General features: G+C 70.6%; 8 protein-coding genes. 6 read left to right on the top strand and 2 right to left on the bottom strand.

The features are described 5' to 3' along the window. Positions 1–2: 2 nt before the first annotated feature. On the bottom strand, positions 3–1,340 hold the full coding sequence (locus tag MJQ72_RS05800; RefSeq protein WP_240598098.1) for a VCBS repeat-containing protein: 1,338 nt from the start codon (positions 1,338–1,340) through the stop codon (positions 3–5). Between the two features lie 39 nt (positions 1,341–1,379). Then, a complete protein-coding gene (locus tag MJQ72_RS05795; protein WP_240598097.1) occupies positions 1,380–2,633 on the bottom strand; it encodes a VCBS repeat-containing protein in 1,254 nt (417 codons plus the stop codon). A gap of 177 nt (positions 2,634–2,810) precedes the next feature. On the opposite strand from MJQ72_RS05795, the gene MJQ72_RS05790 reads away from it, so the two are divergent. The 6 genes from MJQ72_RS05790 (at position 2,811) to MJQ72_RS05765 (ending at position 11,476) form a co-directional block, all read left to right on the top strand. Beyond that, positions 2,811–5,831, top strand: a complete 3,021-nt coding sequence (locus MJQ72_RS05790; RefSeq protein ID WP_240598096.1) for an AfsR/SARP family transcriptional regulator — start codon at positions 2,811–2,813, stop codon at positions 5,829–5,831. 25 nt (positions 5,832–5,856) lie between these two features. Further along, a complete protein-coding gene (locus MJQ72_RS05785) occupies positions 5,857–6,525 on the top strand; it encodes a M15 family metallopeptidase (RefSeq protein WP_240598095.1) in 669 nt (222 codons plus the stop codon). Positions 6,526–6,531: 6 nt separating this feature from the next. After that, positions 6,532–7,857 carry an MATE family efflux transporter gene (locus MJQ72_RS05780; protein ID WP_240598094.1) on the top strand — a complete coding sequence of 442 codons (1,326 nt, stop codon included), beginning with the start codon at positions 6,532–6,534 and terminating at the stop codon, positions 7,855–7,857. Between the two features lie 188 nt (positions 7,858–8,045). Further along, positions 8,046–9,356 (top strand): nitrate/nitrite transporter, encoded by a 1,311-nt coding sequence (locus MJQ72_RS05775; RefSeq protein ID WP_240598093.1) that lies wholly within the window; start codon positions 8,046–8,048, stop codon positions 9,354–9,356. 118 nt (positions 9,357–9,474) lie between these two features. Further along, positions 9,475–10,398 (top strand): tRNA pseudouridine(55) synthase TruB, encoded by a 924-nt coding sequence (gene truB / locus MJQ72_RS05770; protein WP_240598092.1) that lies wholly within the window; start codon positions 9,475–9,477, stop codon positions 10,396–10,398. 115 nt (positions 10,399–10,513) lie between these two features. Further along, complete coding sequence (locus tag MJQ72_RS05765; RefSeq protein WP_240598091.1) at positions 10,514–11,476, top strand: bifunctional riboflavin kinase/FAD synthetase; 963 nt, start codon at positions 10,514–10,516, stop codon at positions 11,474–11,476. Positions 11,477–11,583: the final 107 nt, after the last annotated feature.

Below are 11,583 nucleotides of genomic sequence, written 5' to 3'. Positions count from 1 at the left end.
CCTCAGAAATGCGGGAGCCAGCCGCCGCCGAGCGCGTCGGCCGCGCCGAACCTGTTGGCGCCCTTGCCGTTCCAGAGGTACAGCGTGCCGCTGGTCTTGCTGACGGCGCCGATGTCGGTGTGGCCGTCCTGGTCGACGTCTCCGAGCGACATCAGCGTGGCGTGGTAGTCGCCCCAGCCGCCGCCGATGGCGTCGGCCTCGCCGAATTTGTTGCTGCCCTTGCCGTTCCAGATGTAGAGCGTGCTGTCGTCGCGGACCGCGGCGAGGTCGGTTTTGCCGTCGTTGTTGAAGTCGCCCGCGATGGGTGCGGTGAAGGGTTCCCATCCGCCGCCGATGGTGTCTGCGGGGGTGAAGTGGTTGGCGCCTTTGCCGTTCCAGATGTAGAGGGTGCCGTCCTTGACGGCGGAGAGATCGCTGATGCCGTCGTTGTTGAAGTCTCCGGCGACAGGTGCGGTGAAGGGTTCCCAGCCGCTGCCCACGGCGTCGGCGGCGCCGAACTTGTTGCCGCCCTTGCCGTTCCAGACGTAGAGGGTGCCGTTCTTCACGGCGGCGAGGTCGGTTTTGCCGTCTTTGTTGAAGTCACCGGCCGCGGGCCGAGTGAAGCCTTCCCAGCCACCGCCGACCGCGTCCGCCGCGGTGAAGTTGTTGTTGCCCTTGCCGTTCCAGATCGTCAGCGTGCCGGTGCCGGTGGCGTAGATGTCACCGGCGCCGTTGCCGTCGAAGTCCGCGCCGTCCGCGACCGAGCGCTGCCACAACGCGCTGACGATCTTCTGCGCGTCACCGGCCTCGGTCTGGTAGCGGTCCGGATAGGCCGAGACCTGCACCGCCTGGCACACCTCGCCGATCGGCGCCGTGCTCCACGAGCCGTTCGGGTACACGCGCACCATCTTGTCGAGGAAGGCGTTGGTGGCCCAGACGGGGTTGAGCCGGTTCGCCGCGCTGCCCCAGGACGCGCGTTGCTGGAACAGACCGAGGCTGTCGTGGTCGACCTCCTCGCTGATGTTCTGGAGGCTCGTCTCCACGATCACGGTGGCGATGGCGATGGCCGCGGCTCTCTGGCTCAGCCCGCGATCGCGCACGGCATCGACGACCATGCGGGCGCACGACATCCGGTACGCGGTCAGGTATCCCCGCATCTTCGCGGTCAGGGTGCCGTTGAGCCGCGTGGCCAGGGCGGCGTCCTCGCTGGTGGTGCCCGAGCGGTCGCACGGCGCGGTCGCGTACGCGGCGGTCACCAAGCCGGCCGGTTCCTCTTCGGCGTGCGCGACGGGGGACAGGGCGGTGATCGCGAAGACGGTCAGGGCTGCCGTGGTCGCACGGCGGGTGAAGTTCTTCGACACTGGTCGACCCTCCAAGGTCGTGTGGTGGGGACGGAACGGTCAGAAGTGCGGAAGCCAGCCGCCGCCGAGCGCGTCGGCCGCGCCGAACTTGTTGGCGCCCTTGCCGTTCCAGAGATAGAAGGTGCCGGTGGTCTGGTCGACGGCGCCGATGTCGGTGTGGCCGTCCTTGTTGACGTCGCCCAGCGACATCAGGGTGCGGTGGTAGTTGGTCCAGCCGCCGCCGATGGCGTCGGCGTCGCCGAATTTGTTGCTGCCCTTGCCGTTCCAGATGTAGAGCGTGCTGTCGTCGCGGACCGCGGCGAGGTCGGTTTTGCCGTCGTTGTTGAAGTCGCCCGCGATGGGTGCGGTGAAGGGTTCCCATCCGCCGCCGATGGTGTCTGCGGGGGTGAAGTGGTTGGCGCCTTTGCCGTTCCAGATGTAGAGGGTGCCGTCCTTGACGGCGGAGAGATCGCTGATGCCGTCGTTGTTGAAGTCTCCGGCGACGGGCGCGGTGAAGGGTTCCCAGCCGCTGCCCACGGCGTCGGCGGCGCCGAACTTGTTGCCGCCTTTGCCGTTCCAGACGTAGAGGGTGCCGTTCTTCACGGCGGCGAGGTCGGTTTTGCCGTCTTTGTTGAAGTCGCCGGCCGCGGGCCGGGTGAAGCCTTCCCAGCCGCCGCCGATCGGATCGGCGGTGCCGAAGTTGTTGTTGCCCTTGCCGTTCCAGATCGTCAACGTCCCGGTGCCGGTCGCGTAGATGTCGCCCGCGCCGTTGCCGTCGAAGTCCCCGCCGTCGAGCGACTTTTCGATGACCTTGTCGTAGCGGATGCCGCGGTAGGTGGTCATCTCCGACCAGGAGTTGGTGTTGTGGTTGGTCTTCTGGCCGTAGTCGTTCTCGGAGTAGACCCAGGCGCCCGCCGAGTGGTCCTTGGGGTCGACCCACTTCTCGAACAGCTCGATGTGACCGTTCTTGAGCAGCGCGTCACCGGGCAGCAGATCGTGCAGGCTCGGCAGCCAGGACTTGTGCGAATACGACTCGAAGTCGCCGGTGTTGAGATCCCAGCCGTCGGATTTCTTGGGCAGATGCCAGGCCATCGCCACCAGGCCGGAGCAGTCGGGCCGGTACTTGCCGCCGGTGCCGTCGGAGATCGCGTCCGACTGGTCCTGGCTGTACCAGGTGTCGCCCCGGTCGTACCAGTACTTGGCGCGGGCGATGATCTCGGCGCGGGAGATCGCGCCGCCCACCGTGGACGCCGCACTCGCCTCGTTCCGCGTGCCGAACGTGAGCAAGCCTGCGACGAGTGTCACGAGGGCCATGAATGCGGAGGCGAACCGGACCGCTCTGGGAGAACCGGAGCTGTTCATGACGACCTTTCCTGAGCATGATGTGGAGTGGACGACACAGAGGCTCCGGGAGGCCGCTGTAGCCACGCTTCAACGCGGGCTACAGCGAGGGGGCGCGCTGGAGGCGGATCCGCTCTGGGGGAGGGACGGATGAGGTTTTCTCTGCTCGGGCCGATGGAGGTGGCGGGCCCGTCGGGGCCGATCGCGCTCCCGGGGGTCAAACCGCGCACGCTGCTCGCCGCGCTGCTGCTGGGCCACGGCCGGACCGTGCCCGCCGAACGGCTGATCGGCGTGGTCTGGGGCGAGGAGCCGCCCACGACGGCCCGCGCGGTGGTGCAGACGTATGTCGCGACGCTGCGCCGCGCGTTCGACGCGGCGGGGTCGCCGCAGGTCATCGTGTCCGATCGGAACGGCTACCGCGCCGACGTCGCCGAGGACGCCCTCGACGTGCGCATGTTCGAACAGCTGGTGGAACGGGGACGGCGGGCCGCGCAGAGCGGGGACCACGCCGAGGCGGCGGACCTCTTCCGCACCGGTCTCGCCCTGTGGCGGGGGCCCGCGCTCGGCGGGATCGGCGAGTCGTTCCTGCGCGCCGAAGCGACCAGGCTGGACGAGCTGCGGCTGACCGTCACCGAAGAGCGGGTCGACGCGGACCTGGCGGCGGGGCAAGGGCCGCGGCTGCTCGCGGAACTCACCGAACTGGTCTCCCTGCATCCCACGCGGGAACGGCTGCGCGGCGGCCTCATGATCGCGTTGTACCGGTCCGGACGGCAGGCCGAAGCGCTGGAAGCCTACGAACGCGGCCGGAAGGTGCTAGCCGACGAGCTCGGCATCGATCCCGGCCCGGAGCTGCGCCAGGTGCACGAATCGATCCTGCGTTCCGACACCGCCCTGCTCCCGGCCGTCACCTCCCGCACGCCCCGGCAACTGCCGTCGCCGCCACCGGATTTCACCGGCCGGGCGCCCGAGCTCGCGGCGCTGCGCGCGACCTTGGTACGGCCCGGCGGGATGCCGGTCGCCGTCGTCTCCGGCGCGGGCGGCGTCGGCAAGTCCACCTTGGCGCACCGGGTCGCGCACGAGATCGCCGAGCACTTCCCCGACGGGCAGCTGCACCTCGAACTCCACGGCTCCACCGACAGCCCCGCCACCGCCGAAGAAATACTCGGCCGCGTCCTGCGCGACTTCGATCCCGCGACGACGCCGCCCGGCTCGCTCGACGAACGGGTCGCCCGCTACCGGACGGTGCTCGCCGGCACCCGCACGCTCGTCGTGCTCGACGACGCCGCGAACGAGGCACAGGTGCGGCCGCTGCTGCCCGGCGGCCCGGGGTGCGCGGTGGTCGTCACGTCGCGCAACCGGCTTCCCGCGCTCGCCGGTGCGGCCTTCTGCGAGCTGGGGGTGCTGCCCGCGGACGCCGCGCTCGATCTGCTCACCCGCATCGTCGGGGCCGAACGCGCGAGCACCGAGCCCGCTTCGGCCGCCGAGATCACCGAACTGTGCGGCCAGTTGCCGCTCGCGATCCGCGTCGCCGGCGCGCGGCTGGTGTCCCGGCGGCAGTGGTCGCTGTCCCGGCTGGCGAACCGCCTCGCCCAGGAGCAGCGCCGCCTCGACGAACTGGTGGTCGGCGACCAGGAGGTGCGGGCCAGTATCAACCTGAGCTACACGCTCCTGCCCAAGGCGGCGCGGATCGCGTTGCGACGGCTGGGAATGCTCGGTCTCGCGCAGTTCCCCGCGTGGGTCGCCGCGGCGGCGATGGAAGCCGATCCGGACGACGCGGAGCAGGTGCTCGAAGACCTCGTCGACGTGTCACTGCTCGAAGTCGACGGCGTGGATCCCTTGGGGCTCATGCGGTATCGGCTGCACGACCTGGTCCGCCTGTTCGCGCTGGAACGGGCCGTGGCGGAGGAGACGGCCGCGGACCGGGCCGCCGCCGTCGAGCGGGTGCTCGGCGGCTGGATCTGGCTGGTCGAACGGATCAACGAGACCCTGCCGCCGGTCGTGCCGTCGATCCAGGGCACTTCCCGGCTGGGCCGTCCCGTCGGGGAGGAGATCGCCCGGCGGGTGGTGGCCAGGCCGTACGAATGGTTCCGCGCCGAGGAGGAGGCGATGACCACCGCCGTCGAGTTGGCGGCGGCACTGGATCTGGTCGACATCGCGGTCGGACTCTCGTCCGCCTTGTGCGGCACCGCGTTCGGCGGGCACAACCGGGTCCTCGACGATTCGCTCGGCTCATGGCGCCGCACCCACGACGCGGCGCTCACCGCCGCCCGCCGCACCGAAAACGCCCTGGGCGAGGCGACTCTGCTGGCGGGGCTCGGGCAGCTGTACTACGAGCACGACGATTTCCCCCGGTCCCGCGCGCATCTGAGCCAGGCGCTGTCGATGTTCCGCGCCGCCGGTGACGTCCGCGGCGAGGCCGCCACTCTCGCCGCGCTCGGCGCCGCCTGCCGTGAGCAGGGCTACCTGCCCGAGGCGGTGCACTTCCTGGACCGGGCCGGGCGGATGTGGTCCGGGCTGGACGATCCGGGGGCGATGGGCCACGTCCACCGGCTGGCCGGCACGGTGCGGCTGGAGCTGGGCGAATACCCGGGAGCGCTGACCGCGCTGACCGAGGCGCGGGCGTCGTTCGCGGCGGCGGGCTCCCGGCGCGGCGAGGGGCTGACGCTGCGCAGCCTGTCGCTGTACCACCGGGCGCGCGGCGAGTGGGCCGAAGCCGAAGAGTTCGCGCGTGCCGCGCTCGCGGTGTTCGAGGGCACCGAGGACCGGATGCTGGCGGCGTATTCCGAACGCGCGCTGGCCAAGGCGTTGCTGCGGCGCGGCGATTCGGTCGCGGCGCGGCGGTTCGCGGAGAACGCGCTGGAGGTCTGCCGTGAACTCGGCGACGCCTTCGGCCACGCGTGCACTCTTCGCGTCGTCGGGGAGGTGCATCTCGCCGAAGGCCGGTTGTACCAGGCGAAGGGCTGCCTGGAGGATGCGCTCCAGCGGTGGACCGACCTGCGCGCCGAACTGTTCCGGGCACGGACCCTGCGCACGCTCGCGGAGGTCCACGACGCGCTCGGCGACGCACCGGCCGGGCGGCGGATGACCACGGAGGCCTGCGAGATCTTCCGGACCTACGGTGCCCGCGAGTACCGGGAACTCTCCGCTGTAGCCGGGTTACAGCGTTCCTGAAGGACGCTGGTGGACAGTGGGGCCCATGTCTTCGTTCGTGTCGTTGTCGGATCCCCGCATCGCCGCCGTACCCGTCCGGGAGTGCGGAGAACCCTTGGTGGACCTGCGCGAAACCGGCGCCATCCGGATCGACCCCAGGCTCGCCGACGAACGGGGCGCCTTCGCGCACGTGCGGCTCAGCGTCGCGGACCGGCTCGTCGCGGCGCAATGCCAGCTCCCGCGCGGGCTCCGGCTGCTCGTCGTCGAGGGATTCCGGCCGAGGGAAACGCAGGAGCGGTACTTCGCGGACAGCATGGCCCGGATCGCGCGCGCCAACCCGGACTGGTCGTCCGGACAGGTGGCCGCCGAAGCCGCCACCTACGTGTCGCCGCCCGAAGTCGCGCCGCATGTCGCCGGGGGAGCGGTGGATCTCACGCTGTGCACCGTCGACGGCGTCGAACTGCCGATGGGGACCGAAGTGAACGCGACGCCGCCGGAGTATGGGACGGAATGCTTCACCGAGTCCGCGCTGATCGGCCCCGAAGCGCGCGCGAACCGGGAAACGCTCATCGACGCGATGACCACGACGGGTTTCGTGAACTATCCGAGCGAATGGTGGCACTGGTCCTACGGCGACCGGTACTGGGCGTTCGCCACCGGGGTGAAGCACTCCCGCTTCGGTCCGGCGGATGGGACTGTCGTACCAGACCTTTAGTCTGCGGTGGTGCCTGAAGCTTCCGGATCCGACGAGCGCGTCCCGCCGAAACGCGTACTCGGCCTCGCCGTGCCCGCGCTCGGCGTCCTCGCCGCCGAACCGCTGTACGTCCTGGTGGACACGGCCGTCGTCGGGCATCTCGGCGCGCTGCCGCTGGCCGGTCTCGCCGTCGGCGGTGTCGTGCTGTCGCAGGTTTCGAGCCAGCTGACGTTCCTGTCGTACGGCACCACGTCGCGCACGGCGCGGTTGCACGGCGCCGGCCGTCGTGGCGACGCGGTCCGCGAAGGCGTCCAGGCGACGTGGCTGGCGGTGATCGTCGGGCTGGTGGTGATCGTCGCCGGGCAGCTGCTGGTCGCGCCGATCGCCCGGGTCCTGTCCGGGGACGCCGCGATCACCGACGCCGCCGTCTCCTGGCTGCGGATCGCCCTGTTCGGCACGCCGTTCATCCTGATCACGATGGCGGGCAACGGCTGGATGCGCGGCGTGCAGGACTCCGCGAAACCGTTGCGCTACGTCCTGGCGGGCAACGGGATCTCGGCCGTACTGTGCCCGGTGCTGGTGTACGGCGCGGACTGGGGGCTGGAAGGTTCGGCGATCGCGAACGTCGTCGCGCAGGTGATCTCGGCGTCGCTGTTCGTCGCGGCCCTCGTGCGAGAGCGGGTGCCGCTGCGCCCGGAGCCGAAGGTGATGCGCGCCCAGCTCGGCCTCGGCCGGGATCTGGTGCTGCGCAGCCTCGCGTTCCAGGCGTGCTTCGTCTCCGCCGCCGCGGTCGCCGCGCGGACGTCCACCGAGGCCGTCGGTGCGCACCAGGTCGTGCTGCAGCTGTGGACGTTCCTCGCGCTGGTGCTGGACTCGCTCGCGATCGCCGCGCAGTCGCTCGTGGGCGCCGCGCTCGGCGCCGGGGCGAGCAAACGGGCGCGCGGGGTGTCGAACCAGATCACCGTCTACGGCCTGGTGTTCGGCTGCTTCCTCGGTGTCGTGTTCGCGTCGGTGGCCGGGGTGCTGCCGCGAGTGTTCACCTCGGACGCGGCCGTACTCGGCCAGATCCCGCACGCCTGGTGGTTCTTCGTCGCGCTGCAACCGATCGCCGGGGTGGTGTTCGCGCTGGACGGCGTCCTGCTCGGCGCGGGCGACGCCGCGTTCCTGCGCAACGCGACCCTGCTGAGCGCGGCGGTGGGATTCCTGCCGCTGATCTGGCTGTCGCTCGCCTTCGGCTGGGGGCTGGCCGGGATCTGGACCGGCCTCTCGCTGTTCATGCTGCTGCGGCTGGCGACCCTGCTGGTGCGGTGGCGCTCTGGCCGGTGGGCCGTGGAGGGCGCAGTCCGCGTTTAGTCCTCTGGATGCGGTCCTTGCGCGTGCAACCACCGCGTTCAGAGGACGAAACGCGGTGGTGGCGGCCCGCGCTGTGGCGAAAACCACCCGGGTAACGGGTATGTTTCACCGTTGCTTAGGAGCTACAACTATATGGGGCGGCAGTGCGGGCGTCCTTGCGCCCGAAACCGTTCCGAGGAGGAAACACTGTGACAGGCCGAGCCACCCGCCGGTCCTGGTTCATCTGGTTCGCCGCCGTCACCGTCTATCTCCTCGCCGTCTTCCACCGCACCTCGTTCGGCGTCGCCGGGCTCCAGGCCGCCGACCGGTTCGGTGTCGGCGCGGCCGCGCTCGGCACGTTCACCGTCCTGCAGGTCGGCGTCTACGCTGCGATGCAGATCCCCACCGGCGTCCTCGTCGACCGCTACGGCCCGCGACGGGTGCTCACCGGTGCCGTGTTCTTCCTCGGGCTCGGCCAGATCCTGCTCGCGATCGCGGATTCCTACCCGCTCGGCCTGCTCGCCCGTGCCGTCGTCGGTTTCGGGGACGCCCTGACCTTCGTGAGCATCCTGCGGCTGATCGCCGCGCATTTCCCCGGCCGCCAGTACGCCCTGCTCGCCGCCCTGACCGGCGCGATCGGGTACGTCGGCAACCTCGCCGCGACCCTCCCGCTGGGCCTGCTGCTCGACGGCCCCGGCTGGACCTCGACGTTCCTGGCCGTCGGCCTGGTGACGGCGCTCTACACGGCGGTCGTCGCTCTCCGCGTCGAAGACACCCCGCGCGGCATGCCGGAGCCCGTGCGCGAAAAGGTCCACCCGAAGGTGCTGGGCCGCCAGGTCGCCGAGGCGTGGCGAACGCCGGGCACCCGGCTGGGGTTCTGGGTCCACTTCAGCACGATGTTCGCGCCCAACGTGCTGACCATGCTGTGGGGTGTCCCGTTCCTGGTGCAGGGGCAGGGATATCCGAAGGCCACCGCGAGTTCGCTGCTGATCGTGTTCGTGTTCGGCTCGATGATCGGCGGCCCGGTGATCGGCGGGCTGATCGGACGGCGCCCGTCGCTGCGGATGCCGCTCGTCGGCGGGTACATCGGCGGCGCCGCGGTGATGTGGGCGATCCTGCTCGGCTGGAGCGGGACGATGCCGGTCGCCGTCCTGGTCCCCGTGTTCGCGTTCCTTTCCCTGGGCGGTCCCGCGTCGATGATCGGTTTCGCGCTGGCACGGGACTACAACCCGCTCTCGCGCGTGGGCACCGCGACCGGGGTGGTGAACGTCGGCGGATTCGTGGCCACGACGATCTCGGCTCTCGCGGTCGGCGTGCTGCTGGAATGGACGGGCGGCACGTTCCGCCTGGCGCTGCTTTCGGTCATCGCGGTGCTCGCGTTCGGCACCTTCCGGATGCTCGTGTGGTGGCGGCGCACCCGCGCCTTGCTGTTCGAAGCCGAGGCCCGCGGCGAGGCGATCCCGGTGCAGATCCGGCGCCGCCGCTGGGACGCCGAAGCGCCGCTGCCCGTCTCGTCCTAGGCGAGGGGCCGAAGGGGACTTTCCCCGCATGCCACGCGACGAAAGCGTCCTTCACCGCGTAAGACGCGGGGAAAGTCCCCTTCAGCCTCGCCCGGTGCCGAAAGATAGGGTTCGGCCCGTGTCGCGCCCCAATCAGGCTCAAGCCAAGAAACGTCCCGCCCCGCCGCCCGGTCTCGTCATCGTCGACAAACCGTCCGGGATGACTTCCCACGACGTCGTCGCCAAGGCGCGTCGCTTCATGGGCACCCGCAAGGTCGGGCACGCCGGCACCCTCGACCCGATGGCCACCGGCGTCCTCGTGCTCGGCATCGAACGCGCGACGAAACTCCTCGGCCATCTGGCCCTGGACCGCAAGACCTATCTCGCGACCCTCTCCTTGGGACTGTCCACCACGACCGACGACGCCGAGGGCGAGCCGATCGCCGAAGCCGCACCGGACGTCGTCGAGAAGATCACCGACGAGGCGATCGCCGCCGGGATCGCCGCGCTGACCGGTGACATCCAGCAGGTGCCGAGCGCGGTCAGCGCGGTCAAGATCGACGGCAAACGCGCGTACGCCCGGGTCCGGGCGGGCGAAGAGGTCGTGATCCCGCCGCGTCCGGTCACCGTGCACCGTTTCGATCTGCTCGCCACCCGCCGCGAGGCGGGCCGGATCGAACTCGACGCGATCGTCGAATGCTCGTCGGGGACCTACGTCCGGGCGCTGGCCCGCGATCTCGGCGCCGGGCTCGGCGCGGGCGGACATCTGCTCGCGTTGCGGCGCACCACGGTCGGGCCGTTCACGCTCGCCAAGGCCCGTACCCTCGACCAGCTCGAAGACAAGCCCGAGCTGTCGCTGGACCTCGACGCCGCCGTCGCCGCGGCGTTCCCGCGCCGCGATCTGGACGCCCGCACGGCGCAGGCGGTCCGATATGGACAGAGGGTGCCCGCGGCCGGGATCGAGGGCACGTACGGGATGTTCGGGCCGGACGGCCGGGTGCTCGCCCTCGCGGCGGACGAAGGCGAACTGGCCCGGTCGGTGGTCGTGTTGCTGCCCGCCTAGGTCGTGTCCTGTGTGGCCGGTTGATGGGCCGCCTGGGCGCGAAGCCCGCGAGCGTGCCACACAGGACACGGCCTAGGGTGGTGCACGGAGCGGGCCTGAGGAGACGGGGCTAGAAGTGCAGCGTTGGCGTGGTTTGGGTGACCTCCCCGGGAGCTGGGGACGGTGCGTGGTGACGATCGGCGTCTTCGACGGCGTGCACCGCGGTCATCAGGAACTGATTTCGAGGACGGTCCGCGCCGCCGCCGAACGCGGCGTGCCGAGCGTGGTGCTGACCTTCGACCCGCATCCCTCCGAGGTGATCCGGCCGGGCAGCCATCCCGCGCAGCTGACCACGTTGCGCCGCAAGGCGGAACTGGTCGAGGGCCTCGGGGCGGACGTCTTCTGCGTGCTGCCGTTCACCCTGGAGCTGTCGCGGCTGACGGCGCACGAGTTCGTGCACGAGGTGCTGGTGGACAAGCTGCACGCCGCCGCGGTGATCGTGGGGGAGAACTTCACCTTCGGCGCCAAGGCGGCCGGTGACGTCGGCCTGCTCCGCACGCTGGGGAAGCGGTTCGGTTTCGTGGCACAGGGGGCGGAGCTGCAGGGGCTGCTCGCGCAGGAGCAGGCGGACAACGACATCACGTTCTCCTCGACCTACGTCCGCTCGTGCATCGACGCCGGGGACGTCGTGGCGGCGTCCGAGGCGCTCGGCAGGCCGCATCGGCTGGAGGGCATCGTCGTCCGGGGCGACGGCCGGGGGCACGACCTCGGCTACCCGACGGCGAACCTGTCGACGCCGCGGTTCGCGGCGGTGCCCGCCGACGGGGTCTACAGCGCCTGGTTCACCCGTTCGTCGGATTCCAGCCGGCGGCTGCGCGCGGCCGTGTCCGTCGGCACCAACCCGACCTTCTCCGGGCGGGAACGCACCGTCGAGGCCTTCGTCCTCGACATCGACGAGGATTTCTACGGACAGCACGTTTCGCTCGATTTCGTCGCCAAGCTGCGGGATCAGGTCCGTTTCCCGACGTCGGAAGGTCTGGTGAAGCAGATCGACGAGGACGTCGCGCGGACCAGGGAACTGCTCGGCGAGCAGGACTGACCGGACCCGGCCCCGGCCGGAGGAGAATCGACAAACATGCCCGCCCGCGTGCGTTCCGGTGGCAAGATGTCACGGACCGCGCGCATGGCGTTCGATGGGGTTAGGGG

Source organism: Amycolatopsis sp. EV170708-02-1, from assembly GCF_022479115.1.
Classification (GTDB): Bacteria; Actinomycetota; Actinomycetes; order Mycobacteriales; family Pseudonocardiaceae; genus Amycolatopsis.
The sequence above is the reverse complement of the archived record's forward strand: the minus strand, read 5'-3'. Positions and strand labels throughout refer to the sequence as shown.